Here is a 16511-nt window from a genome sequence, read left to right as displayed (position 1 = left end):
GGATTTCATCCAGGCGCTACCTAGGAAGGCCCGACCCAGTACTCAAGTAGCATGGGGCGCGCGCCGTCTGCTTCGTAGAATTCCCCCATATCCAGCAGGTGTATTGGGGCGTGTTATGGCCATGGAACAGTCGGAGGGCGTGCTCAGCGCCGTCTCCAGCACGAAGGATGTGGAGCAGGCCGCCCAGGAGCTGGCGCGCCAGCTGATCCATCCCTACCTCGGCTTCGTGCTGTTCTTCTGCTCGGCCGAGTACGACCTCGAAGCCCTCGGCCGGGCCCTGGAGCAGCACTTCGGCGGCGTCAGCCTGGTCGGCTGCACCAGCGCCGGCGAGATCACCCCGCAGGGCTACGGCCGCGGCTGCGTGGTGGCGCTGGGCTTCGACCTGCGCTGCTTCTCCATCGCCAGCGCGCTGATCGACGAGATGGAGCGCTTCAACCTGCTCGATGCGCAGCAACTGGTGGACGGCCTGGTGCGTGACTGCCGCAGCAACGAGCTGGCCTCGATCAAGGGCCACAGCTTCGCCCTGACCCTGCTCGACGGTCTGTCCAGCCGCGAGGAGCTGGTGCTCGGCGCGCTCAGCGCGGCGCTGGGCAGCATCCCGCACTTCGGTGGCTCGGCCGGCGACGACAACCACCTGACCCACACCCACGTCTATCATGGCGGGCGCTTCCACAGCGGCGCCGCGGTGGTGGTGCTGTTCAACACCTGGCTGGACTTCGAGGTATTCAGCACCCACCACATCCAGCCCCGCGCCGAGAAGCTGGTGGTCACCCGCGCCGACAGCGCCAGCCGGCGGGTCTACGAGCTCAACGCCGCGCCGGCCGCGCAGGAATACGCCGAGCTGATCGGCGTGCCGCTCGATGCCCTGGATCATCGGGTGTTCGCCGCCTACCCGCTGGCGGTGCGCATCAGCGATCACTACTACGTGCGCTCGATCCAGCGGGTCCACGACGACCTCAGCCTGAGTTTCTACTGCGCGGTGGAGAACGGCATCGTCCTCACCGCCATGCGTCCCGGCCCGCTGCTGCCGAACCTCGAGCAACTGTTCGCCGGCCTCGAACAGCGTCTCGGTCCGCCGCTGCTGACCATCGGCTGCGACTGCTTCCTGCGCCGCCTGGAGATCGAGAACGACGGCGGCAGCCTGCCAGTGTCGGCCTTCCTGCGCCAACAGCGGGTGATCGGCTTCAACTCCTACGGAGAGCAGTTCAATGGCATGCACATCAACCAGACCTTCACCGGAGTCGCCATCGGCCGCCCTGGTCGCGGCTGATGGCGCCGAACTGCAGGCGCGCCTGGCCGCGCTGGAAGGCGAGAACGCCAAGCTCAAGCGGATCAACGCCGCGCTGATCGAGCGGGTGGAGTCGATCCACTCCCGTGGCGACGACGCCTACGCCGCCTTCCAGCACTCGGTGGTGCTGGCCGAGCAGGTGCGCGAGCGCACCGACGCGCTGAACCAGGCGATGGCCGAACTGAAATCCAGCAACCAGCTGCTCAGCGATGCGCGATTGCGCGCCGAGACCGCCCACCAGCACCTGATCGACGCCATCGAGAGCATCTCCGACGCCTTCGTGCTGTTCGACGACCGCCAGCGCATCGTCCTGTTCAACAGCCGCTTCAAGGCGCTATGGGCGCGCAGCCGGGCGCGCATCGGCACCGGCACGCGGCTAGAGGAGATCAAGCGCCTGAGTCGCAGCACCGGCCTGGTGGTGGAGGCGCAGCTGGGCAAGGAGGGCGAGCCGAGCCTGTTCCGCCTGCAGGACGGGCGCTGGGTGCAGGTCAGCGAGCGGCCGACCCGCGAGGGCGGGCTGGTGATCCTCTACACCGACATCACCGAGGTCAAGCAGAGTGAGGCGCTGCGCCGCGAACAGGCGCTGGCGCAGAAATCGCGCCTGCTGCAGCGCGCGGTGGACAACCTGTCCCAGGGCATGGCCATGGTCAACGCCGAGGGCGCGTTGGAGCTGTGGAACCACCGCTTTCTCGAACTCTGCGGTCTGGCGCCGATCAACGCGCATCGGCCCTTCGCCGAGGTGATGGCCGAGAGCGAGCTGGAGCCGCTGACCCCGGCCAGTCGCGACATCGCCGGCAAGCCGCTGCGCCAGGTCGAGGTGCGCCTGTTCGACGGGCGCATGCTCGAGGTGCGCACCCACCCGTTGCCCACCGGCGGCTTCGTCAACACCTTCACCGACATCACCGAGCGCCACCGCCAGGCCCAGGCGCTGAGCGACAGCGAGCGCTGGATCCGCCTGATCACCGACCACGTGCCCGCGCTGATCGCCTACCTGTCGGCCGATCTGGTCTACGAGTTCACCAACAAGGTCTACGAGGAGTGGTACTGCTGGCCGCGCAGCGCCATGCTCGGCCAGAGCCTGCGCGAGGTGCACAGCGAGGAACATTGCCGGCGCCTGGAACCCTATGTCGAGCGGGCGCTGTCCGGCGAGAGCGTGACCTTCGAGTTCGCCGAAACCAATCACAGCGGCCAGGAGCGCTACATGCTGCGTTCCTACGTGCCCAACCGCCAGGCCAGCGGCGAGGTGGTCGGCATCTTCGTGCTGATCCGCGACATCACCGAGCGCCGGCGTACCGCCGAGGCGCTGCACCAGGCCTACCAGCACCTGGAGCAGCGCGTGCGCGAGCGCACCGCCGAGCTGACCACGGTCAACGAGCAGCTGCGCCGCGAGATCGACGAACGCACGCAGATGGCAGCGCGCCTGCGCGAGGCCAAGGGCGAGGCGGAGCAGGCCAACCTGTCCAAGACCAAGTTTCTCGCCGCGGTCAGCCACGACCTGCTGCAGCCGCTCAATGCCGCGCGGCTGTTCACCAGCGCGCTGCTGGAGAAGGACGACCTGTCCGGCTGCGCGCCGCTGGTGCGCAATGTCAGCAACTCGCTGGAGGACGTCGAGAGCCTGCTCGGCACCCTGGTCGATATCTCCAAACTGGATGCCGGGGTGATCAAGCCGGATATCGCGCCGTTCGCCGTCAGCGAGCTGCTGGAGAACCTGGCCGCCGAATACCACCAGATCGCCGGCAGCGAGGGCCTGCGCCTGGACTACCTGCCCAGCGCGGCGCTGGTGCGCAGCGACGTGCAGCTGCTGGCGCGGATCCTGCGCAATTTCTTGAGCAACGCCATCCGCTACACCGCCAGCGGGCGCATCCTGCTCGGCTGCCGGCGGCGCGGCAACAGCCTATCCATCGAAGTCTGGGACAGCGGTATCGGCATCGCCCAGGACAAGCTCGGCGAGATATTCCAGGAGTTCAAGCGCGGCGACACGCTGCAGCGCAAGCAGGACCGCGGCCTCGGCCTAGGCCTGGCCATAGTCGACAAGATCGCGCGCATGCTCGGCCACCGCATCCGCGTGGCCTCGCAGCCGGGCAGGGGCTCGATGTTCGCCGTCGAGGTGCCGCTGACCCGCCTGGCGCCCAAGGCGCGGGCGCTGCACGACAGCCCGGATCAGTTGCTCGAACGCCTCGCCGGCGCACGGGTGTGGGTGCTGGATAACGACGCGGCGATCTGTGCCGGCATGCGCACATTGCTCGAAGGCTGGGGCTGCCGGGTGGTCACGGCGTTGTCGGAGGAAGACCTGGCGCGCCAGGTGGACAACTACCACGCCGAGGCCGACCTGCTGATCGCCGACTACCACCTCGACGACGAACGCAACGGCGTCGACGCGGTGGCGCAGATCAACGCCCGGCGCAGCGCCGCGCTACCGGCGCTGATGATCACCGCCAACTACAGCAACGAGCTCAAGCAGCAGATGCGCGAACTCGGCCACAGCCTGCTGCACAAGCCGGTACGGCCGATGAAGCTGAAGGCGGCGATGAGTCATCTGCTCGAGCGCGGCGGCTTGGGCGCCTAGGCACAGGCGTTTCGCTCGCAATCCGGGGGCACCCTCAAGCCCGGTACCAGGCCATAGCACCGTTCACATAGGGCCGCGCGCTCTGCTTCCCTCTCCCATTTATGGGAGAGGGGTTGGGGGAGAGGGCTGAAAACGCCGCGAAACTGCCAGTGTTCCCCTCTCCGAACGCGGCCCGCAGAGGGGCGAGGGGGCTGATCGTGTCTGCGCGATGCTTAAGTGAGCGGCATTGCCGGCCCAGACCAGGCTCCGAAGCGACGGAGGTCTCAGACCAGGTGCTGCTTGTCCAGCGCGATGGCCGCGTCCAGGGTTTCCAGCAGGGCCTTGCGCACCTTGAGCTTGGTGTTCTTGTGCGCGGTCATGTTGATCTTCTTCATCTGCTGGGCCACGGCCTGGGCGGTGGCCAGCAATTGCTCGGCCGGCACCACCTTGTCGAGGAAGCCGGCGTCCACCGCGCCCTGCGGATCGAACATCTCGCCGTTGATCACCGAGCGGTGGAAGGCCGACTTGCGCAGGCGGTCGCGGGCCAGCTCGATGCCGACGTGGTGCATGGTCATGCCGATCTGCACCTCGTTCAGGCCGATATTGAACGGCCCCTCGACGCCGATCCGGTAGTCGGCCGACAGCAGGATGAAGGCGCCCTTGGCCACTGCATGGCCCGGGCAGGCGACGATGATCGGGTAGGGGTGGGCGAGCATGCGCCGCGCCAGGGTCGAGCCGGCCGCCACCAGGTTGATCGCGTTCTGCGGGCCGGAGGTCATCACCTTGAGGTCGTAGCCGCCGGAGAGGATGCCCGGCTGGCCGGTGACGACGACGATGGCGCGATCCTGCTCGGCGCGGTCCAGCGCGGCATTGAAGGCGGCGATCACGTCAGGGGAGATGGCGTTGACCTTGCCGTTGCTCAGGGTCAGGGTGGCGATGCCGTCTTCGAGTTGGTAGCTGATCAGGTCGCTCATGGCAGTTTTCCTTATTAAGGCCGCGGGGCTGAATGTGGGCAGAAGGTACTCAGCCGCACCGCTCCGGTAAAGCGCCGCGGCTGACCGGCGGGTCAGCGATTTCGCCTATTGCAGCGATGGCCGATGGCAATTGGCCGAGGGTTCGGGGCGGCAACTAGAGTGGGCGGCGAATCGAAGGAGTCGCCCATGAACCTGTTGTCATCCATCCTCTGCGTCGCCGCGGCGCTCGTCCTGCTGCTGGTCTCGGTGCTGATCGGCGAGCGACCGCAGCTGCACAACCCGCTCGGCGTGCTGGCCCTGTTCGCCGTAGGCCTGTTCATCTCCCTGGGTTTTCTGCTGTTCGGCCACATGCGCTTCGACGAGCTGCTCGGCGAGCGCCGCGGCGAAGACCCGTCCTGCTCTTAAGCGCATGAATCTTCTGAAAAAAAATTTGCCATCGGGAAAACATTCGACTACATTAGCGCGCCTCGACGGGCTACACGCAAAAACGTCGAGATCCGGTGAAGTGTCCGAGTGGTTGAAGGAGCACGCCTGGAAAGTGTGTATACGGGAAACCGTATCAAGAGTTCGAATCTCTTCTTCACCGCCACTTTCGCAATACTAAAGCCCCGAAAGCTCACAAGCTTTCGGGGCTTTTTGCTTGCTGGCTTTCGGCGGGTGTCGAACGCCGGGTTTACGCGTAACGTGAGCAGAGCCGGAGCACTTAACGAGCACCTGCATAGGCAGCGATGCGTCGGGAGTCGGCGCAGCCAGGTGCGGCACTGTCCGAGAAGAACGCGTAACGCCCTCCCGAGTTCTCCCCATCCTATGGGAGCAAGCCATATGCGGAGCGGACGATAAGAGCGGTAAGCTCAGCCTGCATTGCCGCTGCAGCCGTTCTCCAGATGGCCGCAATGCCGCCGATAGATGCGCTTCGGGATGATGGGGGCGCCGTTCGTCAATCGGCTCCACTCATCCTGCAGCATCCTGACTTGGGTGCTGCGTTTGCCCTCTGCGGCAGCATCCGATATCGACATTACTTCAATCTCCAACTCGAGCCTCGCGTAGTTGGCCGCTGTCGCTCGGTGCCGCTCGGCTCGTTCAGAAAAGCGAAAGTACAGCTGCAGGCTGGCAAGAACGGTTATAACCATGCCCAACACGGCCAATACTGCGTAGTAAATATCCGGCAGGTGTAAGCGAATGTGGATGGTGGCCACCATGGTCGCTGCCGCCGAGAAGAAAATTAACGAGCCGCCCACCCACCCGTTCCAACGGCCAAATTGGTTAGCAGAATCGAAATGTGCATGTTTCAGGCACCTTACGCGGCAGCGCCATTTTTGGATTAGCTCTTCCTCTTTCATCTCAGTCTCCATAAGAAACCGACCAGTGTTCGAAGGCGACCACGACTACAAAATGCCATCAGACACAATCAAGCTAGACACGCCGCCGCGCGTTGTCTAAGCCAGGCGTCCAGTGGGCGCTCACACGCCTACGCAACAAGCCCCGCAATAGCGGGGCTTGTTCTGCGAATCCCGCGTAGCCATTCACGTTCTAGATGGCGCCGATACTATCCTGCACGCGACCGTATAGACGGAAACACCCGTCAGGGCGGCGAAGGCGGCTTGCGTATAGAAAGGAGGATTCATGCCGTCCACTCCTGATCCAGCAGCCAGGAACGGAGCAGGGCGCTGTTAACCATGCGGCGTTTGCCTAGCTTTACGGTGGGGAGAACGCCTTTCATTGCCCAGGCACGCGCGGTGCCGTAGGTCAGGCCGTTACGGTCGGCCCAGGACTCGACGGTTTCCACGTCCTGTTGCGGGCCTACCAGCTTCGAAGGTTCCAGCTCTTCCAGTTCCATGCTCGTTCCGTCACTATTCGGGTCAAGCTTGTGAGGCAATCCGATATCACTTGGAAAAGGTGAAAGAACCTGCGTTACCGGAAGGCTCGCATCAGCACCGAGGAGGTTGAGGTGTTGGTAAAGCTGTTCCCTAGCTATGCGCTATGGATCGCCAGCGGCCAAGTCGCTCCAGAAGCAGGGCAAACAAGCCCCGAATACGATCAGGCTAATTCAAACTTGCCAAATCAAAACGCGGGATAGCGATTGCAACGGAAGTGGCTAGGCGATGGTATGCCCGAAAATGATATTAGGCTGAACGGATTCGCGTATGGGGAACTACAGTAAGAACATCTCAAAACGGTTGCAGGAGTCCCGGATAGAGGCGGGATATTGCTTGATATGTAAGCAGTACGGGGCGCTGAGTTTTGATCATGTACCCCCGCAAGGGAGCATAACCATCAGTAAAACAGAACAGTTGCTGATTACTGAGGTGCTTAACGTTGAAGAGGTACAGATAAAAGGAGTTATTTCAAATAACGGAAGCAAATTCAAGACAATTTGTAAGTCCTGTAATGGGTTGCTAGGTAGATATGATTCGGAGATTGCAAGAGTGTGCAAGCTTGCAACTGAGAAAATATCAGCGCATCTGTCTAATGTGTTTTCGACACATACACATATATTTATTGAATACGATCCTGTTGGCTACTGTAGGGCTATGGTGGGTCATGTGCTTTCAGCAACAACAGCAAGAGAGTGCGCATATGAGCCGCAGGCGACAGAATATTTTTCTCCACTAGAAAAATTTGTGCTGGTGGGGGATTTGGCTGTTCAGGACACGCATGATTTTTACTGCTGGTTTTATCCCTATGTAAGGCATGTGAGCGGAAAGCAGTTTGCTTTCATGAATGACGGGTATAGCAGTGTAATGAGTTGCTTGTACTTCTTTCCAATAGCATTTCTCATTGCCAAAAAAGGGCAGGGCACTTTTCCAGTGCAAGCTAAAAAAATAGAGTTTTCACATAAAACTCTAGCGCTTGATCTCTCTCATGCAAATATCAAGAACTCAAGCTTTCCTTTTGCTGGGCTAGAGGGCAATCAGATACTAGCGCTTTCTGACTCTCAAATTACAGTGAGCATTCCCGCGAGAAAGAAATAACTAGCGGGAGAGGCAAGGAGGCAATATGAGATCCGACTGGGACGACGCACCAGACTATATACGCAGCAAGAAAAAGCCCGGCCCATGGCGAATGGTTGCCATCCTGGGCGTGGGCTCCGCGATTACCTGGGGCGTGATCGCGCTGTTTGCCAAGCCAATAGTGATAAATGTTGACCAACTCAAGCAGGCGATCCACGTAGATGGCAAACCGCTGTTCAGCCAGCAACCGGCGCCACAGCCCTACAGCGAGCAGGAAGAGCCCATAAGGCTGCCATCCATTCCCATCGATCCACCCGCACAACGGGTTGCATACGAACCGGTCAGCCAGCCTCAGCCATACGCCTCGATAGAGTGGACGGAGGAAGAAAAGGCGAGGGCAATTGCCAGTTCTCAGAACGTGTTCAGTGACAAGAACTACACGCCCAAGCAGCCGGCCAGCACCTACACACCGCCCGCTACCCATCGTATAGCCCAAGCACCCCAGCAGACGCAGCAGCGCCAAGCTAAGCAGATAAGCCGCGAGCGAACTTCCAAGTGGATCAAAAGCTGGAACGGCGGCACGAATTACCTGGCGGAATGGCTATCCGTGAACAACTACATCGACGGCACCAGCGTCTGCACCAATCACCGGCGTGGATCAATCGACTACCGCGAATGCCGCAAGGCCGCCAAACAGCACTTTCACGAACAGTGCAGAACCTGGCGTGCCCGTTATGACAGTGACCGCAAGACAAGCAGTGATCGTATGAAGACGCGCTATTGCTCTGCGGCGAGCAGTTTTAATCCGATGGGGTGAATATGAGCATAGATGCTATTTATAAAATAACGCCGGACGTTGCTACGAACCTGGGGGTTTTAATTTTCTCTTTTGTCTGTCCTGGCTTTTTGCTTTGGTATTTGATATCGCCTGAGCTGTTTGTTGCTTTGGATTTCTTAAAGCTATTAGTGTTGGCTGTTGCTGTTTCTGCGCCAACTTTCATTGTTCCTTATATGATTAGTTTTGCTTTTTTTTTGGTAATGAAGAAAAAGGTTGTGGATGGTGTTGAGCTATATGGAGGGCCTAAGAGCTGGTATTTAAGGCATGGAATCAATAATGCTATGCACATGTACGCAATAGTTGCTCTGTGCTATTGGTTTGGTGCGAGTGGAGGAAGGCTGCTTGTTTTTGTTTTGATCGTTATAGTTTTTAGTGTTCTTGCCGAAATGTATAGTTCGGTTATGTTTTTAAGAAACCCTAGAAAAGTAAGTGGCGTCACGGTGTTTAGTGATGACTAGGGCAGAATATGGGCTCTTACTATTCAACTCGGTGGATTAGGACGGCGTTTAGCCTGTAGCACGCGCTGGCGAAGATGGTGGAAGTAATGGCGGTCAGCAGGTTTTGATGGCTTGGAGGCCGCACCGGCAAGCAGTTCGTTGCGCAATCGTGTACGGCTGTCGTGTGGCATGGATGCTACCTTGAAGAAATTAACCTAAAAGGTTATTTTGTGCGGCATGGAAAAGCGCAAACCCCATTTCAAGCTTGAGCTGGTGAAGCAGGCCGTAGCTGAGCAGCGTTATCGCTTCACCCGCGTAGCCCTTGAAGGGGGCACTGAGCTGGGTATGGAGGTGGCCGACATGCTGGCCGTTATCGGTGCCCTGAGCAGCCGCGACTTTTTCAAGAGCATGACAACCTATGCGGATCATACTACCTGGCAGGACGTTTACCGACCCGAGACCGATTTCGGGCAGGTTTACCTGAAGTTCACGCTGGTGGCCGATCTGCTGATCGTTTCCTTTAAGGAGAAGTGACCATGAAATGTCCAGTATGCGGCGGGGCGGAACTGGTTCACGACACCCGCGATATGCCCTTCACCTACAAGGGGCAGACCACCCAAATTACTGCAGTAACGGCTGACTGGTGCGATGCCTGCGGCGAGTCCCTGACTGGGCCGGCTGAGAGTGAACGCGTTATGCGTGCCATGAACGAGTTTCGCCAGCAGGTAAACGCCCAAGATGGAAATCAGGAGCTGATTCGTAGTGTGCGTAAGCAATTGCGGTTGAGCCAGCGCGAAGCGGCCGAGCTGTTCGGCGGTGGTCCGAATGCGTTTTCTCGATACGAGCGAGGCAGCACAGAAGCACCACAACCGCTGGTGCAGTTGTTCAAGATCCTGGGTCGGCACCCGGAATTGATCAACGAGTTGCGTGCAGGCTGAGTGTCGAAAAAGTGTCGAAATCATAGGGCCGAATAGCGACGAATCGAGCGGGCTAGGGTAGCTGAAAGCCCCGTGTTGAGCGGGTTTGGCACTGATTGACACGCTACCGAAACGGGTTCGAACCGCTTCTTCACCGCCGCTTTCAAAAAGCCCAGCCTTGCGCTGGGCTTTTTCATTTTCGCCTGGCCGATCTGCACGGCGCCTGCGCTCGGCAGGCGCCGCTCGCTAGCGGCTCCGGGCGTGCTGGCCTGCGCATCGCGAGCGCTCCCGAGGCCGGTCGAATCCAGGGCGCCGCAGTCTCTCTATTTCCAGTACTCCGCCGTCTATCCCCGTACCAGAGCAGTGCGCGTGGCACGGGGCAATTTGTATGGTTCGTAAATACGCTTAACTGGCAAATAACCATAAATATCATTAACTGTGATTCCGGCTGGCGGCAGCGGAGCGCTGTCGAGGTTCCCGGCGTTCGTTGCATCTGCTGGGCGGTCCTTTCGTTTTTGCGGAGAGATGCGTCCAGACAGCCGTGCTTCAAACTCAGCTCGTTGACTCTGGCCATGCTGATGTCCAGCGCCCCCTATGGCCTGGCCGCGGATGCGCCCGTCGTGCTGGCTCTCTATCTGGCGGACATCTGAGTGGCCGGCTGCGATCCATTGGCAATAGCCATGGTGACTATCGAAACCACTGATTTCCGCGCAGACGGCCAGGCGCCTAAGGTGGACTCAACGCAGATTCAGTTGGAGGTCGTTATGTCCCGTATCGATGTGGTGTCCCTGATCGGCAGCGCCGTACCCGCCGAACTCAGGTCCGACGGCCATATGGCGTGCTGGCTGCTGATGGTCGACGGCCAGCCCAAGGCCGGCCCCTTCGCCTCGCGCGAGGCCGCGCTGGCCTGCCAGGCGGTGTGGCTGCTGAGCACCGCCGCGCGCGACGAGGGCGCCGCGCTGTTGGCCTGATCCCATGGTTTTCCTGCGCGCGCTCCCGCGCTCCCCTTGGCCCGCCTCTGGCGGGCTTTTTCTTGTGCGCGAGGTACACTGGCGGCCTTTTTCCGAGGGGCGCATGCGTGGCGAAGTGGGACATTTTCTGCAGCGTGGTGGATAACTACGGCGATATCGGGGTGACCTGGCGCCTGGCGCGTCAGCTGGTCGCCGAGCACGGCCATGCGGTGCGCCTGTGGGTGGACGAGCTGGCCGCCTTCGCGCGCCTGTGCCCCGGGGCCAGCACCACGGCCGCCCGCCAGCAGCTGGCCGGCGTCGAGCTGTGTCACTGGAGTGCGCCCTGGCCCGCGGTGGAGCCGGCCGAGGTGGTGATCGAGGCCTTCGCCTGCCAACTGCCGCCTGCCTATATAGAGGCGATGGCCGCCAGCGGGGCGCGGCGGCTGTGGCTAAACCTGGAATACCTCAGCGCCGAGGACTGGGTGGCCGGCTGCCATGGCTTGCCGTCGCCGCAGCCGGGCGGCTTGCAGAAATTCTTCTTCTTTCCCGGCTTCGCCGCCGGCACCGGTGGTCTGCTGCGCGAGGGCGATCTGCTGGCGCGGCGGCGTGCGTTCCAGGCCGACGCGGCGGTGCAGCAGGCCTTTCTCCAGCGCCTCGGCGTGACGCGCCAGGCCGGCGCGCGGCTGATCTCGCTGTTCGCCTACGAGAACCCGGGGCTGGCGGACTGGCTGCAGGCGCTGGCGAACGAGCGTCAGGCCAGTCAGCTGCTGGTGCCGCAGGGCAAGATCCTCGGCGACCTGCAGGCCTGGCTCGGCGAGGACGGGCTGGTTCCCGGCGACTGCCGGCAGCGCGGCAGCCTGCAGATCCAGGTGCTGCCGTTTATGGCGCAGGACGACTACGACCGCTTGCTCTGGTGCTGCGACCTCAATGCGGTGCGCGGCGAGGATTCCTTCATCCGCGCGCAGTGGGCCGGGCGACCGCTGCTCTGGCACATCTACCAGCAGGAGGAGGGCGCCCACTGGGACAAGCTGGAAGCTTTTCTGGCGCTGCATGGCGCCGAACTGTCGCCCGCGGCGGCCGCAGCCCTGGGCGGATTGTGCCGCGCCTGGAACGCCGGCAAGGGCGCGGGCGAGGCCTGGGACAGGCTGTTGCCGGTCTGGCCGGAGCTGGCCGCGCACGCCGAGCGTTGGTGCGTCGAGCAGGCCGCTCGGCCGGACCTTGCCACGGCGCTGGAACAGTTTTACCGAAATTGGCTATCATACGCGGCCTAGATTTCTGTACCTCCCGCATATTTCGGATATTCGTATGAAAACCGCACAAGAAATGAAGCCCAACAGCGTGGCCCTGATCGACGGCCAGCCGTGGCTGATCCAGAAGGCCGAGTTCACCAAGTCCGGCCGTAACAGCGCCATCGTCAAGATGAAGCTGAAGAACCTGCTCAACGGCTCCAAGACCGAGACCGTGTACAAGGCCGACGACAAGATGGAGCCGGTGATCCTCGAGCGCAAGGAAGTGAACCTGTCCTACATCAGCGGTGAGGACTACGTGTTCATGGACCCGGAGTACAACTCCTACGAGCTGCGCGCCGAAGACCTGGAAAGCGTCCTGCCGTTCATCGAAGAAGGCATGACCGACGTCTGCGAAGCCGTGTTCTTCGAAGGCAAGGTGATCTCCGTCGACCTGCCGACCACCATCGTGCGTCAGGTGGTGTACACCGAGAACGCCGCCCGTGGCGACACCTCCGGCAAGGTGATGAAGCCGGCCAAGCTGCGCAACGGCACCGAGATCAAGGTCGCCGAGTTCGTCGGCATCGACGACTGGATCGAGATCGACACCCGTGACGGTTCCTACAAGGGCCGCACCCAGGCGCCGCAAGCCTAAGCCTGCGCGTCAGACAAAACCCGGCCTTGGCGCCGGGTTTTTTGTGCCTGGGATTTGGGCTCTGCCGGCGGCAAGGCTCTGGCTTTGTCGCGGCTAAAGCCCCTCCCACGTTGTCCCGTGCTATTGCGGCGGCGTCGCCAGGCCGGCCTGCAGGGCCTGGTCCCAGGGCGGCGGGAAGCCGAAGCGCTGCTTGAGAAAGCTCAGCAGCAGGCGTGTGCGCGGGCTGGTTTCGCGCTCCAGGCGCAGGGCGTAGATGCTCACCGGCTCTGCTGGCGGCAGGCCGGCCTCGCAGAACAGCGGCAGCAGTTCGCCGCGCTGCAGGTGCTCGCTGCTCAGCCAGGTCGGCAGGTGGGCGATGCCCAGGCCGGCGAGGGCGCTGAACAGCAGGGTCTCGGCGTTGTTGGTGGTCAGGCGCAGGCGCTTGGGCTTGCACAGCTGCAGCTTGCCGTCGGCCTCGAAGCGCCAGGCGTAGGGCGGCGCCAGACTGTCCCAGTCGAGGCCGTCGTGCTGCTCCAGCTCCAGCGGGCTGCGCGGAATACCGCGGCGGCGCAGGTAGTCCGGGCTGGCGCAGAGGATGCGGGTCATCGAGGCCAGCGGCGTGGCGACCAGGCGGCTGTCCGGCAGCGGGCCGATGCGCACGACTATGTCCACTTCACCGAGGTGTTCGCCGTGCAGGTCGGTGAAGCTGTCGATCAGGCGCAGCTGCACGTCCAGCCCGGGGTTGGCGCCGAGAAACTCGGCGATGGCCGGGGCCAGGTGGCGGCGACCGAAGGGCGAGGGCGCGTCGATGCGGATCAGCCCCTCCGGCGCGCTGCTCAGCGACACCGCTTCGGCGCGCGCCAGGTGCAGCTCGGCGAGGATGCGCCGGGCGCGCTCGGCGAAGGCCAGGCCGGCCGGGGTGACGCGCACCGCGTGGGTGCTGCGGCTGAACAGGCTGCTGCCGAGCCCGCGCTCCAGGGCGTCGATGCGCCGCGCCACCGCCGAGGGCGTCAGCGGGTGGCGGCGCGCGGCGGCGGAGAAGCTGCCGGCCTCCAGTACGTCGAGAAAGAGTTGCAGCTGGTCGGTCAGGGCATCGGGGTTCATGGTGGCTCTGCTGTGCGTGATAAGCGCAGCCATTGTGCAAGTCTGTGCGTTTCCGCGCCAGCCGCCCCTGATTAGCATGCGCCCATTGCCTGGAGGTGCCATGAATTTGCTCGATCTATCGCTGAATCTGCTGCTGGGCCTGAGCCTGGGCACCCTGGGCGGGCTGTTCGGCATCGGCGGCGGCTTGATCGCCATTCCGGTGCTCGGCGTGCTGTTCGGCCTGGATCAGCAACTGGCCCAGGGCACGGCCCTGGTGATGGTGGTGCCCAACGTGATGCTGGCGCTGTGGCGCTACCACCAGCGCAACCGCATCGATCCGCGCCACGCGCTGCTGCTCGGCGGTTCCAGCCTGCTCTGCGCCTGGCTGGCTTCGCTCTACGCGGTGGGGCTGGAGGCGCGCACCATGCGCTGGGCCTTCGTCGGCTTCCTGCTGGCCCTGGCCGCCTACAACCTGCTGCGCATGTCGATGCGCCAGGCGCCGGCCAGCGCCGAGCTGCGTCATCCCTGGGGCTGGTTCGGCGCGCTGGGCGGAGTGTCCGGCGCCATGGGCGGGCTGTTCGGCGTCGGCGGCGCGGTGGTGGCCACGCCGGTGCTGACCAGCCTGTTCGGCACCAGCCAGGTGGTGGCCCAGGGGCTGTCGCTGTCGCTGGCCTTGCCAAGCACCGGGGTGACCCTGCTGACCTACGCGCTGCACCAGCACGTCAACTGGTGGATGGGCGTGCCCCTGGCCCTTGGCGGGCTGCTCAGCATCAGTTGGGGCGTGCGCATGGCCCATGCGTTGCCGGAACGCCTGCTGCGCAGCCTGTTCTGTGGCTTTCTGCTGGTCTGTGCGGCGCTGCTGGCCCTGGAGTAGCGGCCTCGGGCGCTCGGCTACAGACGAAAGCCCTCGACTATATGCTCGGCCAGGCACTCGGTGACCGGCGACTGGCTGGCCTCGTTGCGCAGCAGCACGATGCTCGCCGAGGGCATGGCCGGCAGCCCCTCGGCCTCGCCGATGATGCGCATGTCCGCGGTGATCAGGCTCTGCAGCTGGGCGGTGATCGCCAGGCCGGCGCTGACCACCGCCATGATCGCCGACAGGCTGGGGCTGGTGTAGGCGATGCGGTATTCGCGCTCCATGGCGTCCAGCGCATTGCACGCCCAGGAGCGGCAGAAGCATTGCGAGTTGAACATCGCCAGCGGCAGCGGCTCCTGCTCGTGCGGGCTGAAGCCCTGGGCCTCGGCCCAGACGATGCGCTCCTGGCGCAGCAGCTGGCCGATTTCCTTGCCCGGCTCGCGGGTGACTATGGTCAGGTCCAGGTCCTGGCGCTGCAGCAGCTGGAACGAGGGTTCGCAGTGCAGCTCGACCTGCACCATGGGGTAGGCCTGGGCGAAGCGAGAGAGGATGCCGGGCATGAAGCGCATCACGTAGTCGTCCGGCGTGCCGATGCGCACGGTGCCGACCATGTGCGGCTCGCGCAGGGTGGTCAGCAGCTCGCCGTGCAGCTTGAGGATGCGTCGGGCGTAACCCAGCAGCAGCTGGCCCTCGGCGGTCAGGCTGACCTGGCGGCCGTCGCGCTGGAACAGCGGGCGTTGCATCACGTCTTCCTCGAGGCGCTTCATCTGCATGCTCACCGCCGATTGGGTGCGGTTGACCGCCTCGGCGGCGCGGGTGAAGCCGCCCTGGTCGACGATGGCGACGAAGGTACGCAGCAGTTCGCTGTCGATGCTGGGGTACAGGGCCATCCATCAATCTCCCAGATGCAGTGCATAAGAAACATTCGTTGGATTGATCTTAAGCCCGGCGCGAGACTGGCGCCAACCCCACAGGGAGGGCAAAGAGATGAAAGGTCAAAAAGGTTATGCCGTCGCTCAGCCGCTGCACTTCGCCGCTCCGCGCCTGGGCGCCCGCTTGCTGTCGATGGCGCGTCAGTTGCGCCGCTGGTGGCAGCTGGCCGAGCAGCGCCGTCGTCTGGGCATGCTCGACGATGCCGCGCTCAAGGACATCGGCCTGAGCCGCGCCGATGCGCTGCAGGAGAGCGAGCGGCCGTTCTGGGACGATCCGCTCAAGCGCTGAGGCCGTGGTGCTGCCGGGCTCTCCCGCTCGGCAGCGCAGCCCGATACCCGAAAAATGCAATGGATAGACAAGGAGTGCCCATGCCCGGTTACCACCTGGCCCAGCTGAATATCGCCAACCTGGCGGCGCCGCTGGATTCACCGCCGCTGGCCGATTTCGTCGCCAACCTGGAACGCATCAACGCTTTGGCCGAGGCCTCGCCCGGCTTTGTCTGGCGCCTGATGGACGAGGGCGGCGACGCCACCGCGTTGCGCCCGTTCGGCGAGGAGGTGTTGGTCAATCTGTCGCTCTGGCGCGACGTCGAGAGCCTGAGCGACTACGTCTACAAAACCGCCCACCGCGAGATGCTCAAGCGCCGCCGCGAATGGTTCGAGCCGGTGGCGCAGGCGCATCTGGTGCTCTGGTGGGTGGCGGCCGGGCAGCGGCCGAGCCTGGAGGAGGCGGCCGAGCGTCTGCAACGCCTGCGTCGCGAGGGGCCGACGCCAGCGGCCTTCAGCTTTCGCCAACGCTTCCTGGCGCCCGACGCGCAGCCGTCGTTGCCACTGGAGCTGGCGCGCGACTAGTCTGGGCGCATCGCCACACCAGGGACGG

19 protein-coding genes, 1 tRNA gene and 1 pseudogene are annotated in these 16511 nt (G+C 63.1%); 16 read left to right on the top strand and 5 right to left on the bottom strand.

Annotated elements, in window-relative coordinates:
• Positions 1 to 115: 115 nt before the first annotated feature.
• Both nosP and nahK read left to right on the top strand, forming a co-directional pair.
• Positions 116 to 1270: a nitric oxide-sensing protein NosP gene (nosP, locus tag ACIGKL_RS17495; RefSeq protein ID WP_397487742.1), complete on the top strand. Its 1155-nt coding sequence runs from the start codon at positions 116 to 118 to the stop codon at positions 1268 to 1270.
• Positions 1209 to 3854: a hybrid sensor histidine kinase/response regulator NahK/ErcS' gene (gene nahK, locus ACIGKL_RS17490; RefSeq protein ID WP_397487741.1), complete on the top strand. Its 2646-nt coding sequence runs from the start codon at positions 1209 to 1211 to the stop codon at positions 3852 to 3854. The genes nosP and nahK overlap by 62 nt, the downstream gene beginning before the upstream one ends.
• A gap of 263 nt (positions 3855 to 4117) precedes the next feature.
• Here the strand turns inward: nahK and ACIGKL_RS17485 are convergent, their stop codons facing one another.
• The gene (locus tag ACIGKL_RS17485) at positions 4118 to 4807 is read right to left on the bottom strand and encodes a crotonase/enoyl-CoA hydratase family protein (protein ID WP_397487740.1); all 690 of its coding nucleotides are present in this window, start codon (positions 4805 to 4807) and stop codon (positions 4118 to 4120) included.
• Positions 4808 to 4993: 186 nt separating this feature from the next.
• Here ACIGKL_RS17485 and ACIGKL_RS17480 point away from each other — a divergent pair, with 186 nt between their 5' ends.
• Together ACIGKL_RS17480 and ACIGKL_RS17475 are read left to right on the top strand one after the other, a co-directional pair.
• A complete protein-coding gene (locus ACIGKL_RS17480; RefSeq protein ID WP_021444924.1) occupies positions 4994 to 5212 on the top strand; it encodes a hypothetical protein in 219 nt (72 codons plus the stop codon).
• A gap of 94 nt (positions 5213 to 5306) precedes the next feature.
• Positions 5307 to 5396: transfer RNA gene (locus tag ACIGKL_RS17475), tRNA-Ser, on the top strand.
• A 262-nt stretch (positions 5397 to 5658) separates the two neighbouring features.
• Here ACIGKL_RS17475 and ACIGKL_RS17470 read toward each other — a convergent pair.
• Together ACIGKL_RS17470 and ACIGKL_RS17465 are read right to left on the bottom strand one after the other, a co-directional pair.
• Positions 5659 to 6147 (bottom strand): SLATT domain-containing protein, encoded by a 489-nt coding sequence (locus tag ACIGKL_RS17470; RefSeq protein ID WP_397487739.1) that lies wholly within the window; start codon positions 6145 to 6147, stop codon positions 5659 to 5661.
• 281 nt (positions 6148 to 6428) lie between these two features.
• Positions 6429 to 6644: a DNA-binding protein gene (locus ACIGKL_RS17465; protein ID WP_397487738.1), complete on the bottom strand. Its 216-nt coding sequence runs from the start codon at positions 6642 to 6644 to the stop codon at positions 6429 to 6431.
• A gap of 30 nt (positions 6645 to 6674) precedes the next feature.
• Here ACIGKL_RS17465 and ACIGKL_RS17460 point away from each other — a divergent pair.
• From ACIGKL_RS17460 to efp, 9 genes and pseudogenes are all read left to right on the top strand, one after another.
• A pseudogene (locus ACIGKL_RS17460) lies at positions 6675 to 6884 on the top strand (hypothetical protein).
• Between the two features lie 67 nt (positions 6885 to 6951).
• Positions 6952 to 7779: a metal-binding protein gene (locus ACIGKL_RS17455; RefSeq protein ID WP_397487737.1), complete on the top strand. Its 828-nt coding sequence runs from the start codon at positions 6952 to 6954 to the stop codon at positions 7777 to 7779.
• A gap of 25 nt (positions 7780 to 7804) precedes the next feature.
• On the top strand, positions 7805 to 8575 hold the full coding sequence (locus tag ACIGKL_RS17450; protein ID WP_397487736.1) for a hypothetical protein: 771 nt from the start codon (positions 7805 to 7807) through the stop codon (positions 8573 to 8575).
• 2 nt (positions 8576 to 8577) lie between these two features.
• On the top strand, positions 8578 to 9054 hold the full coding sequence (locus tag ACIGKL_RS17445) for a hypothetical protein (RefSeq protein WP_397487735.1): 477 nt from the start codon (positions 8578 to 8580) through the stop codon (positions 9052 to 9054).
• Between the two features lie 216 nt (positions 9055 to 9270).
• The gene (locus tag ACIGKL_RS17440) at positions 9271 to 9567 is read left to right on the top strand and encodes a type II toxin-antitoxin system MqsR family toxin (RefSeq protein ID WP_397487734.1); all 297 of its coding nucleotides are present in this window, start codon (positions 9271 to 9273) and stop codon (positions 9565 to 9567) included.
• Positions 9568 to 9569: 2 nt separating this feature from the next.
• Complete coding sequence (locus tag ACIGKL_RS17435) at positions 9570 to 9971, top strand: type II TA system antitoxin MqsA family protein (RefSeq protein ID WP_031306592.1); 402 nt, start codon at positions 9570 to 9572, stop codon at positions 9969 to 9971.
• 743 nt (positions 9972 to 10714) lie between these two features.
• Complete coding sequence (locus tag ACIGKL_RS17430) at positions 10715 to 10921, top strand: hypothetical protein (protein ID WP_397487733.1); 207 nt, start codon at positions 10715 to 10717, stop codon at positions 10919 to 10921.
• A 107-nt stretch (positions 10922 to 11028) separates the two neighbouring features.
• A complete protein-coding gene (earP, locus tag ACIGKL_RS17425; RefSeq protein WP_397487732.1) occupies positions 11029 to 12171 on the top strand; it encodes an elongation factor P maturation arginine rhamnosyltransferase EarP in 1143 nt (380 codons plus the stop codon).
• 34 nt (positions 12172 to 12205) lie between these two features.
• Complete coding sequence (gene efp, locus ACIGKL_RS17420; RefSeq protein WP_397487731.1) at positions 12206 to 12781, top strand: elongation factor P; 576 nt, start codon at positions 12206 to 12208, stop codon at positions 12779 to 12781.
• Positions 12782 to 12901: 120 nt separating this feature from the next.
• Here efp and ACIGKL_RS17415 read toward each other — a convergent pair whose 3' ends face one another.
• On the bottom strand, positions 12902 to 13864 hold the full coding sequence (locus ACIGKL_RS17415; protein ID WP_397487730.1) for a LysR family transcriptional regulator: 963 nt from the start codon (positions 13862 to 13864) through the stop codon (positions 12902 to 12904).
• 100 nt (positions 13865 to 13964) lie between these two features.
• Here ACIGKL_RS17415 and ACIGKL_RS17410 point away from each other — a divergent pair, with 100 nt between their 5' ends.
• A complete protein-coding gene (locus ACIGKL_RS17410) occupies positions 13965 to 14717 on the top strand; it encodes a sulfite exporter TauE/SafE family protein (RefSeq protein ID WP_397487729.1) in 753 nt (250 codons plus the stop codon).
• Between the two features lie 17 nt (positions 14718 to 14734).
• Here the strand turns inward: ACIGKL_RS17410 and ACIGKL_RS17405 are convergent, their stop codons facing one another.
• Positions 14735 to 15589, bottom strand: a complete 855-nt coding sequence (locus tag ACIGKL_RS17405; protein ID WP_397487728.1) for a LysR substrate-binding domain-containing protein — start codon at positions 15587 to 15589, stop codon at positions 14735 to 14737.
• Between the two features lie 97 nt (positions 15590 to 15686).
• On the opposite strand from ACIGKL_RS17405, the gene ACIGKL_RS17400 reads away from it, so the two are divergent.
• Together ACIGKL_RS17400 and ACIGKL_RS17395 are read left to right on the top strand one after the other, a co-directional pair.
• On the top strand, positions 15687 to 15920 hold the full coding sequence (locus ACIGKL_RS17400; RefSeq protein WP_122107716.1) for a DUF1127 domain-containing protein: 234 nt from the start codon (positions 15687 to 15689) through the stop codon (positions 15918 to 15920).
• Between the two features lie 80 nt (positions 15921 to 16000).
• Positions 16001 to 16483 carry a DUF3291 domain-containing protein gene (locus ACIGKL_RS17395; RefSeq protein WP_397487727.1) on the top strand — a complete coding sequence of 161 codons (483 nt, stop codon included), beginning with the start codon at positions 16001 to 16003 and terminating at the stop codon, positions 16481 to 16483.
• The last annotated feature ends 28 nt before the right edge of the window (positions 16484 to 16511 follow it).

It is taken from the genome of Pseudomonas sp. NPDC077186 (assembly GCF_044543505.1).
Taxonomy (GTDB): Bacteria; Pseudomonadota; Gammaproteobacteria; order Pseudomonadales; family Pseudomonadaceae; genus Aquipseudomonas.
This window is presented reverse-complemented; position numbering and strand designations above follow the sequence as displayed.

Excerpts from the sequence above, each read along its gene's own strand:
- ACIGKL_RS17455 (WP_397487737.1), top strand. The coding sequence starts at position 6,952 with ATGGGGAACTACAGTAAGAACATCTCAAAACGGTTGCAGGAGTCCCGG.
- nosP (WP_397487742.1), top strand. The coding sequence starts at position 116 with ATGGCCATGGAACAGTCGGAGGGCGTGCTCAGCGCCGTCTCCAGCACG.
- ACIGKL_RS17465 (WP_397487738.1), bottom strand. The coding sequence starts at position 6,644 with ATGGAACTGGAAGAGCTGGAACCTTCGAAGCTGGTAGGCCCGCAACAG.
- ACIGKL_RS17470 (WP_397487739.1), bottom strand. The coding sequence starts at position 6,147 with ATGAAAGAGGAAGAGCTAATCCAAAAATGGCGCTGCCGCGTAAGGTGC.
- ACIGKL_RS17405 (WP_397487728.1), bottom strand. The coding sequence starts at position 15,589 with ATGGCCCTGTACCCCAGCATCGACAGCGAACTGCTGCGTACCTTCGTC.
- ACIGKL_RS17430 (WP_397487733.1), top strand. The coding sequence starts at position 10,715 with ATGTCCCGTATCGATGTGGTGTCCCTGATCGGCAGCGCCGTACCCGCC.
- ACIGKL_RS17485 (WP_397487740.1), bottom strand. The coding sequence starts at position 4,807 with ATGAGCGACCTGATCAGCTACCAACTCGAAGACGGCATCGCCACCCTG.
- ACIGKL_RS17445 (WP_397487735.1), top strand. The coding sequence starts at position 8,578 with ATGAGCATAGATGCTATTTATAAAATAACGCCGGACGTTGCTACGAAC.
- ACIGKL_RS17400 (WP_122107716.1), top strand. The coding sequence starts at position 15,687 with ATGAAAGGTCAAAAAGGTTATGCCGTCGCTCAGCCGCTGCACTTCGCC.
- ACIGKL_RS17435 (WP_031306592.1), top strand. The coding sequence starts at position 9,570 with ATGAAATGTCCAGTATGCGGCGGGGCGGAACTGGTTCACGACACCCGC.
- ACIGKL_RS17480 (WP_021444924.1), top strand. The coding sequence starts at position 4,994 with ATGAACCTGTTGTCATCCATCCTCTGCGTCGCCGCGGCGCTCGTCCTG.
- ACIGKL_RS17410 (WP_397487729.1), top strand. The coding sequence starts at position 13,965 with ATGAATTTGCTCGATCTATCGCTGAATCTGCTGCTGGGCCTGAGCCTG.
- nahK (WP_397487741.1), top strand. The coding sequence starts at position 1,209 with ATGGCATGCACATCAACCAGACCTTCACCGGAGTCGCCATCGGCCGCC.
- ACIGKL_RS17450 (WP_397487736.1), top strand. The coding sequence starts at position 7,805 with ATGAGATCCGACTGGGACGACGCACCAGACTATATACGCAGCAAGAAA.
- efp (WP_397487731.1), top strand. The coding sequence starts at position 12,206 with ATGAAAACCGCACAAGAAATGAAGCCCAACAGCGTGGCCCTGATCGAC.
- ACIGKL_RS17395 (WP_397487727.1), top strand. The coding sequence starts at position 16,001 with ATGCCCGGTTACCACCTGGCCCAGCTGAATATCGCCAACCTGGCGGCG.
- ACIGKL_RS17415 (WP_397487730.1), bottom strand. The coding sequence starts at position 13,864 with ATGAACCCCGATGCCCTGACCGACCAGCTGCAACTCTTTCTCGACGTA.
- ACIGKL_RS17440 (WP_397487734.1), top strand. The coding sequence starts at position 9,271 with ATGGAAAAGCGCAAACCCCATTTCAAGCTTGAGCTGGTGAAGCAGGCC.